Source organism: Pseudomonas sp. S31 (assembly GCF_016648105.1).
Classification (GTDB): domain Bacteria; phylum Pseudomonadota; class Gammaproteobacteria; order Pseudomonadales; family Pseudomonadaceae; genus Aquipseudomonas.
On the sequence record NZ_JACVVE010000002.1, the window covers coordinates 227,121 to 246,288 of the forward strand.

Here is a 19,168-nt window from a genome sequence, read left to right on the forward strand (position 1 = left end):
CCTCGCTGGCGGCCCGCGCTCGCGCGTTTGTCAGGGGCCCACGTGCCCACGGCCAGCGGAATGGCCGTGCGACAGAGAAAGGAGAAACACGGTGAACATTACACAGTTGAAAGCGGCCCTGCCGCGTGAGTTGCTGGCGTCGGTGGTGGTCTTCCTGGTCGCCCTGCCCTTGTGCATGGGCATTGCCATCGCGTCGGGCATGCCGCCGGCCAAGGGGCTGATCACCGGCATCATCGGTGGCCTGGTGGTGGGCTTTCTGGCCGGCTCGCCGCTGCAAGTCAGTGGCCCGGCGGCGGGCCTGGCAGTACTGGTGTTCGAGCTGGTGCGCCAGCATGGCATGGCCATGCTCGGGCCGATCCTGCTGCTGGCCGGAGTGTTGCAGCTGCTGGCCGGGCGCTTGCGCCTGGGCTGCTGGTTCCGGGTCACCGCGCCTGCGGTGGTGTACGGCATGCTCGCGGGCATCGGCGTGCTGATCGTGCTATCCCAGGTGCATGTGATGTTCGACACGGCGCCGCAACCATCGGGCATGCAGAACCTGCTGGCGTTTCCCGCGACGGTAATGGCCGCGCTGCCTTCCGAGCCCGCTGGCGCTGGTTGGCAGGCCGGGGCCCTAGGCCTGGGCACCATCGCCCTGATGTGGGGCTGGGAGCGGCTACGCCCGCAACGGCTGCGGTTCATCCCTGGTGCGTTGCTGGGCGTGGCGGCCATGACCCTGGTCAGCCTGTGGCTGGCGCTGCCGGTGAATCGGGTGGTGGTACCGGCCGACCTGTCCGAGGCGATCGACTGGATCCGCCCCGCCGACCTGATGCAACTGGCCGACCCGACCTTGCTGGTCGCCGCCTTCGCCCTGGCCTTCATCGCCAGCGCCGAGACCCTGTTGTCCGCCGCTGCGGTCGATCGCATGCAAAGCGGCCAACGCTCGGACTTCGACCGTGAGTTGTCGGCCCAGGGCATTGGCAACATGCTGTGCGGCATCCTCGGCGCGCTGCCGATGACCGGGGTGATCGTGCGCAGCTCGGCGAACGTACAGGCCGGTGCCCGCACCCGCGCCTCGGCGATCCTGCATGGTGTATGGCTGCTGGCCTTCGTCGTGGCGCTGAGCAGCGTGCTGCAGCAGATCCCGGTGGCCAGCCTCGCAGGTGTGCTGGTGTACACCGGCATCAAGCTGGTGGACTTCAAGGCCTTCCGTGGCCTTGGCCGCTACGGCCGCATGCCGATGTTCACCTACGCCGCCACGGCCCTGGCCATCGTCTTCACCGACCTGCTCACCGGCGTGCTGCTGGGCTTTGCCCTGACCCTGCTGAAGCTGGCGTTCAAGGCGGCGCGGCTGAAGATCAACCTGGTCGAGCTGGCGCCGGTCGGGCACATGGAACTGCGCCTGAGCGGCTCGGCCACTTTCCTCAAGGTGCCGGCGCTGACCCAGGTGCTGGACTCGGTGCCGGCGGGTACCACCCTGCATGTGCCGCTGGGCAACCTGAACTACATCGACCACTCGTGCCTGGAGTTGCTGGAGGACTGGGGGCGCAGCAACGCGGCGCAGGGATCGCGGCTGGTGATCGAGCAGCGGCGGTTGAAGCGGCGGATCGAGGGGCGGATGCGCACGACGGCGGGGGTTGGGGCCTGAGATAGGCAGGCCTGGCCTATTCGCGGGTAAACCCGCTCCTACAGGTTCAACGCAGATTCAACATGGGTGGTGCACCTGTAGGAGCGGGTTTACCCGCGAAGAGGCCGGGATAGGCTATAAAAAAACCAGCCTCAGGAAGGCTGCCCCAGCTCCACCCCAAGCTGCCGCGACAAACACGGCCAGCGCTTCCAGGCCGCTCCGGTCGCGGGGCTGCTCAAGGTTTCGCGGTACGCCTCCACCGACTCGCTGGCGAAGCTGTCGTCGTCGAGCATCTCGTCCACCGAATGGTGCACCACCTCATCCAGCTGGTTGGCGAAGGCCTCGCCGATCAGCTGGTGGGCGATCAGGTTGGCGACGGTGGTGTCCACCGGAATCAACGGCTGCTGGAAGTGGCGGATGTACAGGTCGTTGACCTCCTCCACCAGGCGGTGCGCCAGGTACGCCTCATCCAGCAGGCAATCGAGGCCTACCTGTTCCTGCACTTCCTTGGGCGGTTGCAGGAAATAGGCTTCGGCAATCTTCAGTACCGGCTTGATCTGCGACTCTATCCCGGCCTCGCGGGCCACCTCGTGGGCGGCTTCCAGCAACTCCGGTACTTGTTCAACGTAGGCGCGGACGAAGCGCGTCAAGGTTCCCTGGGCGTCCTGCTCGGGCAGTTGGATCGAAGGGTGCAGGTGAGGCAGTTGCAGTGCCAGACGCTCGGCGAGCTGGCCGGTGCGGCCTTCATGTTGATGGGCTTGTTGGATCTGCTCGCGTACAGCTGCGATGTTCATGACAACTCCAGGGACGTTACGTTTCAAACGGAAGACACTAAATTAGCTCGGTATACAACATACCTAAGACGCATTTGTTATAAACCGCGCAAACGTGTGCGATCCTGGGTATAACGATTAGCCACTATTTTGCCATAACCGCTCTGGAGTGCGCCTTTCGAGCGTTTTCTCCTGCACGTGAAGTTCATTTCATCCCCGTCGTTGCGGCGGATTGGTCCCTGTCTATACTCCCGTTGAACGTGATTCGTTGATGAGGCCCGACTGCTTTATGCAGGGGCTCGGTCGTCGAAGCCAGGCAGTCTTGACCGCCGTCCCCCCCTTGCCGCAGGCCACGCCTCCGGGACAACAAGAACGATAAGGGGAACCCGCAATGATGCGACATCCACATGTCTGGATGGGCCTCGTGTTGTGGACGGTTTTCGGTCAGGCCAACGCTGCCTGGACCGTGAACATGGCGCCCGGGGCGACGGAAGTCTCCAACGCCGTTTTCGACCTGCACATGACCATTTTCTGGATCTGCGTGATCATCGGCATCGTGGTGTTCGGCGCGATGTTCTGGTCTATGGTCCTGCACCGCCGCTCCACTGGCCAGCAGGCCGCGCACTTCCACGAGCACACCTGGGTCGAGATCCTCTGGACCGTCGTCCCGTTCCTGATCCTGGTGGCCATGGCCATCCCCGCCACCAAGACCCTGATCGACATCTACGACGCCAGCGATTCGGACATCGACATCCAGGTCACCGGCTACCAATGGAAGTGGCACTACAAGTACCTGGGCCAGGACGTGGAGTTCTTCAGCAATCTGGCCACCCCCACCGAGCAGATCCACAACCAGGCGCCCAAGGACGAGCACTACCTGCTGGAAGTCGACCAGCCGCTGGTGCTGCCGGTGGGCGCCAAGGTGCGCTTCCTGGTGACCGCGGCCGATGTCATCCACTCCTGGTGGGTGCCGGCCTTCGCGGTCAAGCGCGATGCCATCCCGGGCTTCGTCAACGAAGCCTGGACGCGCATCGAGAAGCCGGGCATCTACCGGGGCCAGTGCACCGAGCTGTGCGGCAAGGACCATGGCTTCATGCCGGTGGTGGTCGAGGTCAAGTCCAAGGCCGACTACGACACCTGGCTCGCCGAGCGCAAGGCCGAGGCGGCCAAGCTCAAGGAGCTCACCAGCAAGGAATGGACCCTCGAAGAACTGGTCGAGCGCGGCGACAAGGTCTACCACACCACTTGCGTGTCCTGTCACCAGCCCGAGGGCCAGGGCCTGCCGCCGATGTTCCCGGCGCTCAAGGGCTCGAAAGTGGCCACCGGGCCGAAGGAAGAGCACCTGGGCGTGGTCTTCCATGGCCGCTCGGGCACGGCGATGGCGGCCTTCGGCAAGCAGCTCTCGGAAGTCGACATCGCCGCCGTGGTCACCTACGAGCGCAACGCCTGGGGCAACAACAAGGGCGACATGGTCACGCCGAAGGACGTGCTGGCGCTCAAGCAGGCAGAAGCGAAATGAAGCGGGTTACTCGCGGCAATCAATGGATTGCAGGAGACAGGACATGAGTGCAGTGATCGACGACCACGCCCAAGGCCATGAGCATGCCCACGGCCCGGCCAAGGGCCTGATGCGCTGGGTGCTGACCACCAACCACAAGGACATCGGCACGATGTACCTGTGGTTCAGCTTCACGATGTTCCTGCTCGGCGGTTCGTTCGCCATGGTGATCCGTGCCGAACTGTTCCAGCCTGGGCTGCAGATCGTCGAGCCGGCGTTCTTCAACCAGATGACCACCATGCACGGGCTGATCATGGTGTTCGGTGCCGTGATGCCGGCCTTCGTCGGCCTGGCCAACTGGATGATCCCACTGATGATCGGCGCCCCCGACATGGCCTTGCCGCGGATGAACAACTTCAGCTTCTGGCTGTTGCCGGCAGCGTTCCTGTTGCTGGTCTCGACCTTGTTCAGCCCCGGCGGCGGGCCCAACTTCGGGTGGACCTTTTACGCCCCGCTGTCGACCACCTATGCGCCGGCCAGCGTGACCTTCTTCATCTTCGCCATCCACCTGATGGGCATCAGCTCGATCATGGGCGCGATCAACGTGATCGCCACCATCCTCAACCTGCGTGCCCCGGGCATGACCCTGATGAAGATGCCGCTGTTCGTCTGGACCTGGCTGATCACCGCGTTCCTGCTGATCGCGGTGATGCCGGTGCTGGCCGGGGTGGTGACCATGATGCTGATGGACATCCACTTCGGCACCAGCTTCTTCAGCGCTGCGGGTGGCGGCGACCCGGTGCTGTTCCAGCACGTGTTCTGGTTCTTCGGCCACCCCGAGGTGTACATCATGATCCTGCCGGCGTTCGGGGCGGTCAGCTCGATCATCCCGGCCTTCTCGCGCAAGCCGCTGTTCGGCTACACCTCGATGGTCTATGCCACCGGGGCGATCGCCTTCCTGTCGTTCATCGTCTGGGCCCACCACATGTTCGTGGTCGGCATCCCGGTGGTCGGCGAGCTGTTCTTCATGTACGCCACCATGCTCATCGCCGTGCCTACCGGGGTCAAGGTGTTCAACTGGGTGAGCACCATGTGGGAAGGCTCGCTGACCTTCGAGACGCCGATGCTGTTCGCCATCGCCTTCGTCATCCTGTTCACCATTGGCGGTTTCTCCGGGCTGATGCTGGCCATCGCCCCGGCGGACTTCCAATACCACGATACCTACTTCGTGGTGGCGCATTTCCACTACGTGCTGGTGCCTGGGGCGATCTTCGGCATCTTCGCCTCGGCGTACTACTGGCTGCCGAAATGGACCGGCCACATGTACGACGAAACGCTCGGCAAGCTGCACTTCTGGCTGTCGTTCATCGGCATGAACATGGCCTTCTTCCCCATGCATTTCGTCGGCCTGGCCGGCATGCCGAGGCGGATTCCCGACTATAACCTGCAGTTCGCCGACTTCAACATGGTGTCCTCGATCGGCGCCTTCCTGTTCGGCACCACCCAGATCTTCTTCCTGTTCATCGTCATCAAGTGCATCCGCGGCGGCGCGCCGGCACCGGCCAAGCCGTGGGATGGGGCCGAGGGTCTGGAGTGGGAGATCCCCTCGCCGGCGCCCTATCACACCTTCCAGACGCCTCCGGAAGTGAAATAGGAAACCGCCCATGTCCGGCCTGCCGCTCAAACGCCTGGTCCTGCGCTTGCTGATGCTGACGGTGGTGATGTTCGCCTTCGGCTTCGCCCTGGTGCCGATCTATGACGTGATGTGCAAAGCCTTCGGCATCAACGGCAAGACCGGTGGGCAGTACGAGGGCAGCCAGGTCAGCGACAAGACCCGTTCGGTGCGGGTGCAGTTCATGTCGACCAACGCCAGCGACATGGTCTGGGACTTCTACTCCACCGCCGACCAGATCGAGGTCAACCCAGGTGCGGTCAACCAGATGATCTTCATTGCCCACAACCCCACCGACAAGCCGATGAGCGCCCAGGCCATCCCGAGCATCACCCCGGCCGAGGCGGCGGCGTATTTCCACAAGACCGAGTGCTTCTGCTTTACCCAGCAGGTGCTGCAGCCCGGCGAACGTATCGAGATGCCAGTGCGCTTCATCGTCGACCGCGACCTGCCGGCCAACGTGAAGCACCTGACACTGGCCTACACCTTGTTCGACATCACTGCGCGTCATCCACCGGTGGCCCATGCCACGGTAGCCAACGCCCAGGGCGCCCGCTGAGGGAAGGAGAACGGCAATGGCACGTCATGACCACTACTATGTCCCGGCGCAGAGCAAGTGGCCGATCATCGCCACCCTGGGCATGCTCATCACGGTGTTCGGCCTGGGCACCTGGTTCAACGACCTCAAGGCCGGGCACCCGGATTCCCACGGGCCGCTGATCTTCTTCATCGGCGCGTTGTTTCTGGCCTACATGCTGTTCGGCTGGTTTGGCGCGGTGGTCAGGGAGAGCCGCGCGGGGCTGTACAGCCCACAGCTGGACCGCTCGTTCCGCTGGGGCATGAGCTGGTTCATCTTTTCCGAGGTGATGTTCTTCCTGGCCTTCTTCGGCGCGCTGTTCTATGTGCGTGTGCTGGCCGGGCCGTGGCTGGGGGGTGAAGGCGCGAAAGGCGTTGCGCACATGTTGTGGCCGAGCTTCGAGTTCACCTGGCCGCTGCTGCACACCCCCGACCCGAAACTGTTCCCACCACCCAAGGAGGTGATCGACCCCTGGCACCTGCCGCTGATCAACACCATCCTGCTGGTCAGCTCCAGCGTGACCATCACCATCGCCCACCATGCCCTGCGCCGCGAGCACCGTGGCGCGCTGAAGCTGTGGCTGGGCCTGACCATCCTGCTGGGTGCCAGCTTCATCGCCCTGCAGGCCTACGAGTACCACGAGGCCTATACCCAACTGGGGCTGACGCTCGGCTCGGGGATCTACGGCGCGACCTTCTTCATGCTCACGGGCTTCCACGGCGCCCACGTGACCCTGGGCACGATCATCCTGATCGTCATGTTCGTGCGCATCCTGCGCGGGCACTTCAACCCCGACAAGCACTTCGGCTTCGAGGCGGCCAGCTGGTACTGGCACTTCGTCGATGTGGTTTGGGTGGGGCTGTTCATCTTTGTGTATGTGCTGTGAACAGAGAACCCGCTCCTACAGGGTCAGATGAAACTGTCAGAAGGGCGCGTGCGACACCAGCTGACCGCTGATGAAGCCCCAGGCCACCAGGCCGACGGTCACCGCGGCCAGGGCCACGCGCACGGTCAGGGCTTTCAGCAGGCGGGTCGAGTGTTCGTCGTCCTTGACCAGGAACACCAGGCCACTGAACAGGCTGGCAATCGTGGCCAACAGCATCAGGACAATCGCGGCCTTGAGCATGGCGCTACTCCGGGGGGATGCAGTGATGTGGATAAGTATAGCGGTCGACCTGGCGAGGCTCCGATGAGGCCCTTTCGCCCTGGCTGGATACCCACCCTGGTGGTGCTCGCGCTGCTGCCGGGGCTGATCGCGCTGGGCTGCTGGCAGCTCGGTCGCGCTGACGAAAAGCGCCTGTTGCTGGCCAGCTACGCCGAGCGCCAGCTGGATGCGCCCATCGCCACCAGCCAGTTGCTACAGGGTGAAGACAACGCCTATCGCCGCGTGCATCTATATGGCCGGTTCGACGCCGAGCACAGCCTGTTGCTCGACAACCGCATGCGCGATGGCCAGGCCGGAGTCGAGCTGCTGCAGCCGTTCCATGACCAGGCCAGCGGCCTGTGGCTGCTGGTCAACCGCGGCTGGCTGGCGTGGCCCGATCGCCGCGTGCCGGTGCGTTTCACCACCCCGGACCAGGCCCTGGCGCTGGAGGCCTCGGTGTACGTGGCGCCGGGCAGGACCTTCCAGTTGCACCCCGACCCGGTCGGAGGCCAGTGGCCGCACCTGTTGACCGCAGTCGACGCCGGGCAGTTGTGGCAACAGCTGGCGCGCGAAGGGTTCAGCCATGAATTGCGCCTGGCGCCCGGCCCGGCCAGCTACCGCCTGGACTGGCCGGTAGTGGCCATGGGCCCGGAAAAACACCTGGGCTACGCCGTGCAGTGGTTTGCCTTGGCCACCGCCCTGGTGCTGCTCTACCTGTATTTCGGCTGGCATCACAAGAGCAAGAAGAAGGAGAAAGCCCATGGCCGTCGCCACTCCGCTGGAAGTGCCTGAACGTAGCAAGCCCAGAGCCCGCGGGCGTTTGCAACTGATCCTGATTCTCCTGGTGGTGCTCGGGCCGATGGTCCTCGCCACCTGCATGTACAAGCTCAAGTTCTGGGTGCCGGAAGGCCGCAGCTACCACGGCGCGATGATCGGCAACGGCGAAAGCCGCGCCGACCTCGGCATCGCCGGCGAGGACGGGCGCTGGCAACTGCTGGTCAGCACACCCCAGGCCTGCACCGAGGACTGTCAGCGCCTGGTCTACCTGGCGCGGCAGATCCAGGTTGGCCTGGGCCGCGATGCCACCCGCGCCAGCCACGCGCTGGCGACCGCCCAGGCACTGGACGGCACCTACCAGGCGCTGCTCGACCGCGAATACCCGCAATTGCAGCGTTACCCCCTCGACGCCGCGCGCTACCGGCAGAAAGTCGGCGAAGCCGGCCCGCAGCTGTGGATCGTCGACCCGCACGGCAACCTGGTGCTGCGCTACGACACCAAGGTCGACGGCAAGCATGTGCTCGACGACCTGCGCCACCTGCTCAAGCTGTCCAACATCGGCTAGGAGCCTGCCATGGCCAGACCCGGATTTCGCCTTGCTGTGTTCGCCACCTTGCTGGCACTGCTGGTCGTCCTGCTCGGTGCCTATACCCGCCTGACCCACGCCGGCCTGGGTTGCCCCGACTGGCCGGGCTGCTATGGCTTCATTGGCGTGCCCAAGGGCGAAGCGCAGCTGGCCCACGCCGAGCTGCACTTCCCCGACCACCCGGTGGAAGCCGCCAAGGGCTGGGCCGAGATGGTCCACCGCTACTTCGCCGGCACCCTCGCCGTGGTGATCGCCCTGCTCGCCGTGCAGGCGCTGCGTCGGCATGCCCGCGATGGCCAGCCCTATCGCTTGCCCGTGCTGTTGTTGGGTGTTGTGCTGGCGCAGGCGGCCTTCGGCATGTGGACGGTGACCTTGAAGCTGTGGCCACAGGTGGTCACCGCGCACCTGCTTGGCGGCTTCACCACCCTGAGCCTGCTGATGCTGCTGTCGCTGCGTCTGTCGCGGGCCTTTGCGCCGTTGCCGAAGCTGCCCCTGAGCCTGCGCCGGATCGCGGCCCTGGCCTTGCTGGTGGTGGTCGGGCAGATCGCCCTGGGCGGCTGGGTCAGCGCCAACTACGCGGCGGTCGCCTGCATCGACCTGCCCACCTGCCATGGCCAGTGGTGGCCGGCGGCGGACTTCAGCAACGGCTTCCATCTGACTCAGCATGTCGGCCCCAACTACCTCGGCGGGCAGTTGGACAGCGATGCGCGCACGGCGATCCACATCAGCCACCGCCTGGGTGCGCTGCTGGTCACCGCAGTGCTGCTGCTGCTCAGCTGGAAACTGTACCGCTGCGGCCTTGCCGGCCTGGCGCGTCTGGTGCTGCTGGCGCTGGCCTTGCAGGTGGGCCTGGGCATCAGCAACGTGCTGTTCCACCTGCCTGTGGCGGTGGCCGTGGCGCACAACGCCGGGGGGGCGATGCTGCTGCTGTGCATGGTGCTAGTGAACTACCGCATCCGTGTGGTCGACAAGGTCCGTGTCGGCCAAGGCTGGCGCCTGACGCCAGTGATCGGCGCCGGCGTGGCGCAGCCTGTGAGGCATTCGGCATGGCGACGCTTCTAGACGTTCGGCGGGCAGGCTGGCGCGACTACCTGGAGCTGACCAAGCCCAAGGTGGTGGTGCTGATGCTGATCACCTCGCTGGTGGGCATGCTGCTGGCCAGCCAGACCACCGTGAGTGCCAGCGTGCTGCTGTTCGGCAACCTCGGCATCGGCCTGTGCGCGGGCGGCGCGGCGGCGGTCAACCATGTGCTGGACCGGCGCATCGACGCGCTGATGGCGCGCACCAACCAGCGCCCGTTGGCCCAGGGCCGGGTCGAGCCACTGCCAGCGTTGTTGTTCGCCCTGGCCCTGGCCTTGGCGGGCATGGCCTTGCTGCTGATCTTCACCAACGCCCTCACCGCCTGGCTGACCCTGGCCTCGCTGCTCGGCTACGCGGTGCTCTACACCGGCTTTCTCAAGCGTGCCACGCCGCAGAACATCGTCATCGGCGGCCTGGCCGGCGCTGCCCCGCCGCTGCTCGGCTGGGTGGCGGTCACGGGTCACGTCGGTGCCGAGCCACTGCTGCTGGTGCTGATCATCTTCGCCTGGACGCCGCCGCACTTCTGGGCGCTGGCCATCCACCGCAAGGCCGAGTACGCCAAGGCCGACATTCCCATGCTGCCGGTGACCCACGGCGAGCGCTACACGCGCCTGCACATCCTGCTGTACAGCCTGATCCTGCTGGCGGTGAGCCTGTTGCCGTACGCCATCCACATGAGCGGCCCGCTGTACCTGGTCTGCGCCCTGGCCCTGGGCCTGCGCTTCCTGCATTGGGCCTGGGTGTTGTACCGTGGCAGCCGGCCGCATGCGGCGATCGGCACGTTCAAGTACTCTATCGGCTACCTGTTCGCGCTGTTCACCGCCTTGCTCGTTGACCACTACCTGTTGCTGAGCCTATGACCCGAACCCAGAAAACCGTCTTCATCCTCGTTGCCCTGGTCGCGTTGATCATCGGCCTGACCGTCAACAAGGTGCTGAACGAGCGCAACCAGCCCAACCCCGCCGAGCTGATCGACGCCGGCATCATCCTGCTGCCACAGAGCCGCACGGTGGCAGACGTTACCATGACCAACCAGGACGGCCAGCCAGTGCAGATGGACGACCTCCAGGGCAAGTGGTCGTTGCTGTTCTTCGGCTACACCTACTGCCCGGACATCTGCCCGACTACCCTCGCCCAGTTGCGCCAGGTCAAGAGCGAGCTGCCCAAGGAGGCGGTGGAGCACCTGCAGGTGGTGCTGGTGAGCGTGGACCCGAACCGTGACACGCCGAACCAGCTCAAGCAGTACCTGGGCTACTTCGACAAGGACTTCGTCGGCGTGGCGGGGTCGATCGAGGACACCCAGAAACTCGCCAATGCCCTGAGCATCCCGTTCATCCCGGCCGACACCAGCAAGCCGGGCTACACCGTGGATCACAGCGGCAACCTGGCGATCGTCGGCCCGGATGGACGCCAGCGCGGCTTCATTCGCGCGCCGTTCAACAACCAGAAGCTGGTGGCGCAGTTGCCCGGGCTGGTCAAGCGCGACTGAGCCGGGCCGCGCTTTCGAAGCACTCCCCTGTCGGTTAGGATGACCGCCTTCGAGCATTGGCATGGAGAGCCTGATATGACCTCGCGCGACACGCGCATTCTTGCCTGGCGGCTGGTAGTGCTGCCGCTGCTGCTCTGGGCCATGGCCCTCTGGCAGGGCCATCGCGCCGATGAGCACCGCACCCTGCTGCTGGAGGATCGCGGCCAACTGCACGTCTTCATCGCCCAGGTGGAAGAGATGCAGCGCGTGCGCGACCATCGTGACGTGCAGTTCAACGGCCGCTTGGTCAACCCCTACATGGCCAACAGCATGGCGGTGCTGCGCCTGAACGAGACCGAGCGTGAGCTGACCTTCGCCCGCATCGGTTCCGTGCTGGCGCAGTGGTCGCAGCCCCTGGCGGCCCTGCTCACGCTGCTGGGCATCGCTTCCCTGGTGACCCTGCACTGGGCTGGCAAGGCCGCGCTAGCCTCACGGGCCCGGCTGGTGCGCTTGTTCCACCGGGTGCGGCAGTTGTTGCCACTGGTGCTGGCTGCGCTGATGCTGCTGCTGACCCTGACCGCCGTGCTGGAAATCGGCTACGAGGCGCTCTGGCTGTTCGCCCTGAAACAGACTTCGGCCGGGGTGCTCAAGCTGCAACTGCTGGTCGGCTTGTTGATGCTGGCGATGCTCTGGCCGTTGTACCGCCTGCCTGGGCACCTGAAAACCATGCTGCAGCTGTTCAAGCCCGAACCCCACGACGTCTTCGGCACGCCGCTGACCGAGCAGCAGGCGCCTGCGTTGTGGGCCCGGGTGCGCTCGCTGGCGCGACGGCTCGATGCACTGGAGCCGGACAACATCGTGGTCGGTTGCCTCGAAGGCTTCTACGTGACCTCGGCCGATGTCCTGCTGCAGCCGGAGGAGCGTCGCCTGCAGGGGCGTACCTTGTACTTGCCCTTGCCGTTGCTGGCGGTGCTCAGCCGCCGAGAAAGCGATGCGGTGATTGCCCATGAGCTGGCGCACTTCTCGGGCGAGGACACTGCCTACAGCATGCGTTTCGCCCCCATCTACCAAGGTGTTTGGCGCAGCATCGGCGTGCTTGGCGAACACATGGAGGCCGGTTTCCTGCGCGGCTTGCTGACCTTGCCGGCCTTCGCGCTGGCGGTCTATTCGATGCAGCGTTTCGACCATGCCGTCAGCCACTGGAGCCGCGAGCGCGAACTGCTGGCCGATGCCGCAGGCGCACGGATCGACGGCCCGCAGGCGGTGGTCGATTCGCTGGTGCGGATCGGTGCGCTGGAGCCGTTGATCGATGAACACCATCGGCACCTGTGCGGCCAGCCGGAACTGTGGCCGCAAGACTTGCTGGGCGCGGTGCTGAACCATCTGGCGCAGCAGCCTATCGTGCTGCCGGACGCCGAGCTGGCGGATGAACTGCCCCACCCCACCGATACCCACCCGCCGACCTTGCAGCGCATCCAGGCACTGGGCATGTCCGCCGAAGATGCGCGCCAAGGCCAGGCGCTGAGGCCAGTGCTGGTCGAACAGGCGCTGGCCCGCCTGGCCGAGGATGTCCCGGACCTGCCAGGGTTGTCGCGCAGGCTGACGACCGCCCTTGGCGACTTCCTGGCGCGCCAGCGCGAGGATATCCGCCGCGAGCTGGAAGAGCGTGCCCAGGCTGTGCCGAGCGAAAGCATCGTGCGTGAGGGTGCGCAGCTGCGCGGGCGGTTTCTGCTGGTGGTGGCGTTCGGCTGCATGGTCGCTGCGGCATGGCTGCTTATGGGCGTGGACGTGCACGGCGCCAAGCCTGGGTTGATCACCTTCTTCCGCGTGCTGGCCGCAGCCATTGCCGTCACTGGGGTCATGCTGGGCGTGTTCGGCTGGCGCTTCATCAAGCGTGCGGCCACTCCCGCGCTGGTGCTGACACGCGACACGGTGCGCTTTGCCAATGCCCCGGAGCCGATCGCGCTGCATTGCTTCGATCAATACCAGGTCAAGGTCTCGCCGGGTCTGGCGGTGGTGTTGCAGCTGGCCGAGGATGCGCCGTTACCGATGTTCCACAAGCGCAGGTTCTGGGAGCCCGATGCCAAGTTCGATGCGCGGACCCGGCAGGTGACCCTGGCGTTGGGCCGCTGGAGCGTCGATGGCAAGGCCTTGAATGGCGGGCAGCTGTCGTTGCTGATAGGGCGTTACCTGGAAGGCGGCCATGCGCGCCAGGCCCTGCAGGCCTTGGACGAGTGATAAGCAATACATGGCCTGTGTGTAGGAGCGGCCTTGCGCCGCGAAGGGCCGCTCCTGTTGCCTCAGAACGCTGGAACCACCGCGCCCTTGTACTTCTCCATGATGAACTGCTTGACCTCGGGCGAGTGCAGGGCCGCCTTGAGCTTGTTCATGGCATCGGAGCCCATGTTGTCTGGGCGGGCCACCAGGATGTTGACGTACGGCGAGTCGCTGCCTTCGATGACCAGGGCGTCTTTTTCGGGGTTCAGCTTGGCTTCCAGCGCGTAGTTGGTGTTGATCAGCGCCAGGTCGACCTGGGTCAGCACGCGCGGGATGGTCGCGGCTTCCAGTTCGCGGAACTTGAGCTTCTTGTCGTTACCGGTGATGTCTTTCACGGTGGACAGGATGTTCTTGTTGTCCTTGAGCGCGATCACGCCGGCCTTGTCCAGCAGCAGCAGGGCACGGCCGCCGTTGGTGGCGTCGTTGGGGATGACCACGGTGGCGCCATCTGGCAGCTCGTTGAGCGTCTTGTACTTGCTCGAGTAGGCGCCCAGGGGCTCCAGGTGCACGCCGACCACGCTTTTCAGGTCGGTACCCTTGGCCTTGTTGAATTCATCCAGGTACGGCTGGTGCTGGAAGAAGTTGGCGTCCAGGCGCTTCTCGGCCACCTGCACGTTGGGCTGGATGTAGTCGGTGAATTCCTTGACCTTCAGCTCGACACCTTCCTTCGCCAGTTGCGGTTTGACGAAGTTGAGGATTTCGGCGTGGGGCACCGGGGTGGCGGCGACGGTGAGGGTTTCGGCATGCGCCGAGAAGGCCGCGACAGCGGCGACGACAGCAAGCAGCTTCTTCATTGATCACTCCTTGTGAGGGCCGCGACGGCCCCCGAACGGGCCGGCCGGGCCGACCCCATTGGGGTTACTTACGGGAAAAATGCACGACCAGTTTGTCGCCCACGCTCTGCAGGACTTGAACCAGAATCAGCAGCAGCACCACGGTGACGATCATCACGTCGGTCTGGAAGCGCTGGTAGCCGAAGCGGATCGCCAGGTCGCCGAGGCCGCCGGCACCGACCACGCCGGCCATGGCAGTGTAGGAGACCAGGGTGATGGCGGTGACGGTGATGGCCGCGAAGATGCCCGGACGGGCTTCCGGCAGCAGCGCGTTGGTGATGATCTGGCGGGTGGTGGCGCCCATCGACTGGGTCGCCTCGATGATGCCGCGGTCCACTTCACGCAGGGCAGTTTCCACCAGACGCGCGAAGAATGGCGTGGCGCCCACCACCAGCGGTGGAATGGCACCGGCGACGCCCAGCGAGGTGCCGGTGATCAGCACGGTGATCGGGATCATCACGATCAGCAGGATGATGAACGGCAGCGAACGCAGGATGTTGACCACCAGCGACAGCAGCGCGTAAACGCCCTTCTGCTCGAACATCTGCCGCGGGCCGCAGAGGAACAGCAACACGCCCAGCGGCAGGCCCAGCAACACGGTGAAGAACAGCGAGCCGAACAGCATGATCATGGTGTCGACGCTGGCCAGCCAGATTTCGGCCCAGTCGACGTTGGCGAAGAAATTCAGGGCGTCCATCAACGCAGTACCTCCATATGTACGTCAGCTGCCGTGAAGCGGGCGAAGGCCGCTTCCATGTCGCCGCCGGTGACGGCCAGGGTCAGCTGCCCATAGGGCACGTCCTTGATGCGGTCGATGCGCCCGGCGAGGATGCTGTAGTCGACGCCGGTCTCGCGGGCCACGGTACCCAGCAGCGGCGCGTAGGTGGCTTCGCCCTGGAAGGTCAGGCGCACGATGCGCCCCGGTACGTGGGCGAAGTCGTCACGCTGTTCGCCTTCGTCGACCTGCTCGTCCTCCTGCACGAAGCGCTTGGTGGTCGGGTGCTGCGGGTGCAGGAACACCTCGGCCACCGAGCCCTGCTCGACGATCTGCCCGGCATCCATTACCGCCACGCGGTCGCAGACCCGGCGGATCACGTCCATTTCATGGGTGATCAGGACGATGGTCAGCTTCAGTTCGCGATTGATTTCGGCCAGCAGTTGCAGCACCGAGGCAGTGGTTTGCGGGTCGAGGGCGCTGGTGGCTTCGTCGCACAGCAGGATCTTCGGGTTGGTGGACAGGGCGCGGGCGATGCCCACGCGCTGCTTCTGGCCGCCGGACAACTGCGCCGGGTACTTGCGGGCGTGGTCCTGCAGGCCCACGCGGGCCAGCAGCTCGGTGACGCGCTGGTCGATCTGGCTGCGCGACAGCTCGCCGGCCAGGGTCAGCGGCAGTGCGACGTTGTCGGCAACGGTCTTGGAGGCCAGCAGGTTGAAATGCTGGAAGATCATCCCGACCTGTTGGCGCAGGCCGCGCAACTGGGCGGCGTTGTACGCGGTCACGTCCTCGCCGTCGATGATGATCTTGCCGCCGGAAGGCTCTTCCAGGCGGTTGATCAGGCGCAGCATGGTGCTCTTGCCGGCGCCGGAATGGCCGATCAGGCCGAACACCTGACCGTCTTCGATGGTCAGGCTGGTCGGGTTGAGGGCTGGGATTTCCCTACCGGCGACGCGGTAGGTCTTGTGCACTTGTTGGAACTCGATCACGTAGCGAACCTTGTGGGGCGCATGGAATTTGGGTCAGCGGTTAGCTGGGAGCGGCGCATTTTAGCGTTTTCCCATAGCTGTTCTTAGCATTAATTTCGTAATGCACCAATTCGGCGGGCATAACGCGACAACCGGTAAACTCGATTGAACGCTCGACGAAGCCTTCCAGTCACTACAAGACAAGCCCGAATGGGCACGCCTGAAGACTGACGAGGAGAGCCGATCATGCCCAGCAAGAAACCGGACGCGCCCAGAAACAGCGAAGTTGCCGGCACCCAGACCCCGGACCGGGCCAACACCAATGCCAAGTTGCAGAGCCTGGAAGACGTGCGCAGCGACGCCACCGGCCAAGCCCTGCGCACCAATCAGGGCGTGCGCATCGCCGACAACCAGAACACGCTCAAGGCCGGCGCGCGCGGGCCATCGCTGCTCGAAGACTTCATCATGCGCGAGAAGATCACCCACTTCGACCACGAGCGCATACCCGAACGCATCGTCCATGCCCGTGGTACTGGGGCGCATGGCTACTTCCAGAGCTACGGCAAGCATGCCGAGCTGACCAAGGCCGGCTTCCTGCAAGACCCGGAGAAGATCACCCCGGTGTTCGTGCGGTTCTCCACCGTGCAGGGCCCGCGTGGCTCAGGCGACACGGTGCGCGACGTGCGCGGCTTTGCCGTGAAGTTCTACACCGATGAGGGCAATTTCGACCTGGTCGGCAACAACATGCCGGTGTTCTTCATCCAGGACGCCATCAAATTCCCCGACTTCGTTCACGCGGTGAAGCCAGAACCGCACAATGAAATGCCCACCGGCGGCTCGGCCCACGACACCTTCTGGGACTTCGTCTCCCTCGTGCCGGAGTCGGCGCACATGGTGATGTGGGCCATGTCCGACCGCGCCATCCCGCGCAGCCTGCGGATGATGGAAGGCTTCGGCGTGCACACGTTCCGCCTGATCAACGCCGAAGGGGTGGCCAGCTTCGTCAAGTTCCACTGGAAGCCGCGCCAGGGCGTGCACTCGTTGCTGTGGGACGAGGCGCAGAAGCTGGCCGGCAAGGACACCGACTTCCAGCGCCGCGACCTCTGGGAAGCCATCGAGACCGGCGATTACCCGGAATGGGAACTGGGTGTGCAGATCGTTCCGGAGGCCGATGAACACAAGTTCGACTTCGACCTGCTCGACCCGACCAAGATCATTCCCGAAGAGCTGGTACCGGTCACGCCCCTGGGCAAAATGGTGCTCAACCGCAACCCGGACAACTTCTTCGCCGAAACCGAGCAGGTCGCGTTCTGCCCGGGGCATATCGTGCCGGGCATCGATTTCACCAACGACCCGCTGCTCCAGGGGCGGTTGTTCTCCTACACCGATACCCAGATCAGCCGCCTCGGTGGGCCGAACTTCCACCAGATCCCGATCAACCGGCCGGTGGCGCCGAACCACAACAACCAGCGCGATGCGATGCACCAGCATGTGCTGCACAAAGGGCGCGCGTCCTACGAGCCGAACTCCATCGACGGTGGTTGGCCGAAGGAAACACCCGCCGGCCCCGAGGATGGTGGCTTCGAGAGCTACCAGGAGCGCATCGATGCGCACAAGATCCGCCAGCGCAGCGAGTCGTTCGGTGACCACTTCTCCCAGGCGCGGCTGTTCTTCCAGAGCATGAGCGAGACCGAACAGCAGCACATCATCAAGGCCTACAGCTTCGAGCTGGGCAAGGTCGAGCGCGAGCACATCCGCGCCCGCGAGGTGAACGAGATCCTCGCCAACATCGACCTGAAGCTGGCAGCGGCGGTGGCGGCCAACCTCGGCCTGCCGGCGCCCAAGGCTGGCAGCGTGAAGGTCAAGGGCAGCCAGCTCAAGCAGTCGCCGGCCCTGAGCCAGATGAACCACCTGGGCGATGTCGGCATCAAGGGCCGCAAGATTGCCGTGCTGGTGGCCGATGGCGTGGATGCCGGCAGTGTCGATCACTGGCGCAAGGCCCTCGAGGCGCACAGCGCGCGCATGCTCGTGCTGGGGCCGACCTCGGCGCCGGTGAAAACGGCCGATGGCAAGGCGCTGGCAGTCGATGCCTCGATGGAGGGGATGCCTTCGGTGATGTTCGATGGGGTGATCGTCCCGGGTGGCAAGAAGGCCTTGGAGGCGCTGGCGGGCAGCGGGTTGGCCAAGCACTTCCTGCTCGAGGCCTACAAGCACCTCAAGGCTATCGGCTTCGCGGCTGAAGGCAAGGCGTTGGTCGATGGGCTGGGGCTCAAGGCGGACAAGGGCTTGCTGCTGGGGGATGACCAGAAGGCGGTGGATGCATTCGTCAAGGCGGTCGAGGGGCATCGGGTGTGGGAGCGGGAGGCGGCGGCGGAAGCTGTGCCGGCCTGATAGGGCCTATTCGCGGGTAAACCCGCTCCTACAGGGATAGCGAATATCCTGTAGGAGCGGGTAAATCCGCGAAAAAATCAACGCTGATGCGGGATCAGTACCACCTGAGCCGGCAACGAGCGCTGGATCTCGTGCTTCTGCTTCAACGCGAACCCGCTGTCGATCTTGTGCACGCGCTTCTGCAGCAAAGTCTTGAGCCAAGGCGCGTCCTCGGTGCGCGGCACCTGGAACACCACGTCACACTGATAATTCACCACGTCTTTGGCGATCTCGTCGAGTTGTCGACGCATCGCTGCAATATCGGTGGTTTTCAGCGCCACCACGGTGCTGGGCGCGGTTGGATCAATGACCCGTGCGGCGGGCTTGGCCTCGGCCGCTTTCAAGGCTGCCTCGGCCTTTTCCAGCTCGGCCTTGCGCGCCATGGCCACGGCATCGCCACCGGTCACCGCCGGGGCCTGGGGCATCAGCGCGCGGGCGCGGGCCAGGGCGGTGGCTGCGGCGTTGACGTCACCCTTCTGCAGCACGATCTGGCTGCGCTGCAGATAGGCCTCGGCCAGCTGGCGCTGGTATTGCTCCAGGCGCGCGTCGTCGGGCGACTGCGTCTGCAGGGCAGCCAACTGGTCTTCGGCGGTGGCCAGCTCGTTGCTGGCGATACTTTGCTGCAGCTGCTGCCAGGCATCGGCTTGGGCAGGTGCGGTGGCCTGCTCGACCGGCGCGCTGGAACAAGCGGCCAGGAACAGGGAAAACGCGGCAACAAGCAGATAACGGGATGCGAACGGCTTCATTCCTGCGACTCTCTATTTGCG

At 64.9% G+C, this 19,168-nt stretch carries 18 protein-coding genes; 12 read left to right on the plus strand and 6 right to left on the minus strand.

Going from position 1 to position 19,168, the window contains the following annotated elements:
* Positions 1–91 precede the first annotated feature (91 nt).
* Entirely contained in the window at positions 92–1,624 is a 1,533-nt protein-coding gene (locus tag IAE37_RS03450; protein WP_201169205.1) for a SulP family inorganic anion transporter, read from the plus strand.
* Positions 1,625–1,755: 131 nt separating this feature from the next.
* On the opposite strand, the gene IAE37_RS03455 is transcribed toward IAE37_RS03450, so the two are convergent.
* Positions 1,756–2,397, minus strand: a complete 642-nt coding sequence (locus IAE37_RS03455) for a hypothetical protein (protein ID WP_201169207.1) — start codon at positions 2,395–2,397, stop codon at positions 1,756–1,758.
* A gap of 370 nt (positions 2,398–2,767) precedes the next feature.
* Here IAE37_RS03455 and coxB point away from each other — a divergent pair, with 370 nt between their 5' ends.
* The 4 genes from coxB to IAE37_RS03475 are packed head-to-tail and all read left to right on the plus strand — an operon-like array spanning position 2,768 to position 7,009.
* Positions 2,768–3,895 (plus strand): cytochrome c oxidase subunit II, encoded by a 1,128-nt coding sequence (gene coxB / locus IAE37_RS03460; RefSeq protein WP_201169210.1) that lies wholly within the window; start codon positions 2,768–2,770, stop codon positions 3,893–3,895.
* A gap of 43 nt (positions 3,896–3,938) precedes the next feature.
* Complete coding sequence (gene ctaD, locus IAE37_RS03465) at positions 3,939–5,528, plus strand: cytochrome c oxidase subunit I (RefSeq protein ID WP_201169212.1); 1,590 nt, start codon at positions 3,939–3,941, stop codon at positions 5,526–5,528.
* A gap of 10 nt (positions 5,529–5,538) precedes the next feature.
* Entirely contained in the window at positions 5,539–6,105 is a 567-nt protein-coding gene (locus IAE37_RS03470; protein WP_201169215.1) for a cytochrome c oxidase assembly protein, read from the plus strand.
* A gap of 16 nt (positions 6,106–6,121) precedes the next feature.
* A complete protein-coding gene (locus IAE37_RS03475) occupies positions 6,122–7,009 on the plus strand; it encodes a cytochrome c oxidase subunit 3 (RefSeq protein ID WP_201169218.1) in 888 nt (295 codons plus the stop codon).
* A gap of 36 nt (positions 7,010–7,045) precedes the next feature.
* Here IAE37_RS03475 and IAE37_RS03480 read toward each other — a convergent pair whose 3' ends face one another.
* The gene (locus IAE37_RS03480) at positions 7,046–7,249 is read right to left on the minus strand and encodes a twin transmembrane helix small protein (protein WP_201169219.1); all 204 of its coding nucleotides are present in this window, start codon (positions 7,247–7,249) and stop codon (positions 7,046–7,048) included.
* 63 nt (positions 7,250–7,312) lie between these two features.
* Between IAE37_RS03480 and IAE37_RS03485 the strand changes: the two genes are divergently transcribed.
* From IAE37_RS03485 to IAE37_RS03510, 6 genes are all read left to right on the plus strand, one after another.
* On the plus strand, positions 7,313–8,059 hold the full coding sequence (locus IAE37_RS03485) for an SURF1 family protein (RefSeq protein ID WP_201169220.1): 747 nt from the start codon (positions 7,313–7,315) through the stop codon (positions 8,057–8,059).
* Positions 8,028–8,609, plus strand: a complete 582-nt coding sequence (locus IAE37_RS03490) for a hypothetical protein (RefSeq protein ID WP_201169222.1) — start codon at positions 8,028–8,030, stop codon at positions 8,607–8,609. The genes IAE37_RS03485 and IAE37_RS03490 overlap by 32 nt, the downstream gene beginning before the upstream one ends.
* A gap of 9 nt (positions 8,610–8,618) precedes the next feature.
* Positions 8,619–9,692: a COX15/CtaA family protein gene (locus tag IAE37_RS03495; RefSeq protein ID WP_201169224.1), complete on the plus strand. Its 1,074-nt coding sequence runs from the start codon at positions 8,619–8,621 to the stop codon at positions 9,690–9,692.
* Positions 9,677–10,570, plus strand: a complete 894-nt coding sequence (gene cyoE, locus IAE37_RS03500) for a heme o synthase (protein ID WP_201169226.1) — start codon at positions 9,677–9,679, stop codon at positions 10,568–10,570. Before IAE37_RS03495 ends, cyoE begins: the two co-directional genes overlap by 16 nt.
* On the plus strand, positions 10,567–11,199 hold the full coding sequence (locus IAE37_RS03505) for an SCO family protein (protein ID WP_201169228.1): 633 nt from the start codon (positions 10,567–10,569) through the stop codon (positions 11,197–11,199). The genes cyoE and IAE37_RS03505 overlap by 4 nt, the downstream gene beginning before the upstream one ends.
* Before the next feature lie 75 nt (positions 11,200–11,274).
* Positions 11,275–13,416 (plus strand): M48 family metallopeptidase, encoded by a 2,142-nt coding sequence (locus IAE37_RS03510; RefSeq protein ID WP_201169239.1) that lies wholly within the window; start codon positions 11,275–11,277, stop codon positions 13,414–13,416.
* A 62-nt stretch (positions 13,417–13,478) separates the two neighbouring features.
* On the opposite strand, the gene IAE37_RS03515 is transcribed toward IAE37_RS03510, so the two are convergent.
* From IAE37_RS03515 to IAE37_RS03525, 3 genes are all read right to left on the minus strand, one after another.
* Complete coding sequence (locus tag IAE37_RS03515; protein ID WP_201169240.1) at positions 13,479–14,249, minus strand: MetQ/NlpA family ABC transporter substrate-binding protein; 771 nt, start codon at positions 14,247–14,249, stop codon at positions 13,479–13,481.
* A 64-nt stretch (positions 14,250–14,313) separates the two neighbouring features.
* Positions 14,314–14,985, minus strand: coding sequence for a methionine ABC transporter permease (locus IAE37_RS03520; protein WP_201169242.1), 672 nt, complete (start codon positions 14,983–14,985; stop codon positions 14,314–14,316).
* A complete protein-coding gene (locus IAE37_RS03525) occupies positions 14,985–15,992 on the minus strand; it encodes a methionine ABC transporter ATP-binding protein (RefSeq protein WP_201169252.1) in 1,008 nt (335 codons plus the stop codon). The genes IAE37_RS03520 and IAE37_RS03525 overlap by 1 nt, the downstream gene beginning before the upstream one ends.
* 225 nt (positions 15,993–16,217) lie before the next feature.
* Here IAE37_RS03525 and katE point away from each other — a divergent pair, with 225 nt between their 5' ends.
* Positions 16,218–18,362, plus strand: coding sequence for a catalase HPII (gene katE / locus IAE37_RS03530; RefSeq protein WP_201169254.1), 2,145 nt, complete (start codon positions 16,218–16,220; stop codon positions 18,360–18,362).
* A 77-nt stretch (positions 18,363–18,439) separates the two neighbouring features.
* Here the strand turns inward: katE and IAE37_RS03535 are convergent, their stop codons facing one another.
* Positions 18,440–19,147 (minus strand): PA5502 family lipoprotein, encoded by a 708-nt coding sequence (locus IAE37_RS03535; RefSeq protein ID WP_201169256.1) that lies wholly within the window; start codon positions 19,145–19,147, stop codon positions 18,440–18,442.
* Positions 19,148–19,168 lie beyond the last annotated feature (21 nt).

Coding starts and splice junctions, on each gene's coding strand:
- IAE37_RS03455 (WP_201169207.1), bottom strand. CDS start 2,397: ATGAACATCGCAGCTGTACGCGAGCAGATCCAACAAGCCCATCAACAT.
- coxB (WP_201169210.1), top strand. CDS start 2,768: ATGATGCGACATCCACATGTCTGGATGGGCCTCGTGTTGTGGACGGTT.
- ctaD (WP_201169212.1), top strand. CDS start 3,939: ATGAGTGCAGTGATCGACGACCACGCCCAAGGCCATGAGCATGCCCAC.
- IAE37_RS03470 (WP_201169215.1), top strand. CDS start 5,539: ATGTCCGGCCTGCCGCTCAAACGCCTGGTCCTGCGCTTGCTGATGCTG.
- IAE37_RS03475 (WP_201169218.1), top strand. CDS start 6,122: ATGGCACGTCATGACCACTACTATGTCCCGGCGCAGAGCAAGTGGCCG.
- IAE37_RS03480 (WP_201169219.1), bottom strand. CDS start 7,249: ATGCTCAAGGCCGCGATTGTCCTGATGCTGTTGGCCACGATTGCCAGC.
- IAE37_RS03485 (WP_201169220.1), top strand. CDS start 7,313: ATGAGGCCCTTTCGCCCTGGCTGGATACCCACCCTGGTGGTGCTCGCG.
- IAE37_RS03490 (WP_201169222.1), top strand. CDS start 8,028: ATGGCCGTCGCCACTCCGCTGGAAGTGCCTGAACGTAGCAAGCCCAGA.
- IAE37_RS03495 (WP_201169224.1), top strand. CDS start 8,619: ATGGCCAGACCCGGATTTCGCCTTGCTGTGTTCGCCACCTTGCTGGCA.
- cyoE (WP_201169226.1), top strand. CDS start 9,677: ATGGCGACGCTTCTAGACGTTCGGCGGGCAGGCTGGCGCGACTACCTG.
- IAE37_RS03505 (WP_201169228.1), top strand. CDS start 10,567: ATGACCCGAACCCAGAAAACCGTCTTCATCCTCGTTGCCCTGGTCGCG.
- IAE37_RS03510 (WP_201169239.1), top strand. CDS start 11,275: ATGACCTCGCGCGACACGCGCATTCTTGCCTGGCGGCTGGTAGTGCTG.
- IAE37_RS03515 (WP_201169240.1), bottom strand. CDS start 14,249: ATGAAGAAGCTGCTTGCTGTCGTCGCCGCTGTCGCGGCCTTCTCGGCG.
- IAE37_RS03520 (WP_201169242.1), bottom strand. CDS start 14,985: ATGGACGCCCTGAATTTCTTCGCCAACGTCGACTGGGCCGAAATCTGG.
- katE (WP_201169254.1), top strand. CDS start 16,218: ATGCCCAGCAAGAAACCGGACGCGCCCAGAAACAGCGAAGTTGCCGGC.
- IAE37_RS03535 (WP_201169256.1), bottom strand. CDS start 19,147: ATGAAGCCGTTCGCATCCCGTTATCTGCTTGTTGCCGCGTTTTCCCTG.